1 protein-coding gene is annotated in these 271 nt (G+C 68.6%); it reads left to right on the top strand.

Annotation, left to right across the window (positions count from 1 at the left end; all coding sequences use genetic code 11):
- A partial coding sequence (locus CUZ56_RS15055) for an AMP-binding protein (protein ID WP_148113768.1) occupies positions 1–271 on the top strand: 271 nt, incomplete at both ends.

Raw genomic sequence — 271 nt, 5'->3', positions numbered from 1 at the left:
CGATCGTACAGATCGATCCGGACTATCCGGCGAAACGTATCGAGCATATGGTCGCCGACAGCGACGCCCGGGTGGTGATCACTCTCGACGCGCTCCGCGACCGGCTACCGGACACCGCGCCGGTCCTGATCCTCGACGACCCCGCGACCCGGCAGGGCTGCGCGGTCAGCGACGACGGGCCCGTCACCGACACCGACCGCCTCCGCCCGCTGCGAGTAGCCGACCTCGCCTACATCACCTACACCTCCGGTTCCACCGGAACGCCCAAAGG

Origin of the sequence: Saezia sanguinis (genome assembly GCF_003991585.1) — a bacterium.
Taxonomy (GTDB): Bacteria; Pseudomonadota; Gammaproteobacteria; order Burkholderiales; family Burkholderiaceae_C; genus Saezia; species Saezia sanguinis.
This window is presented reverse-complemented; position numbering and strand designations above follow the sequence as displayed.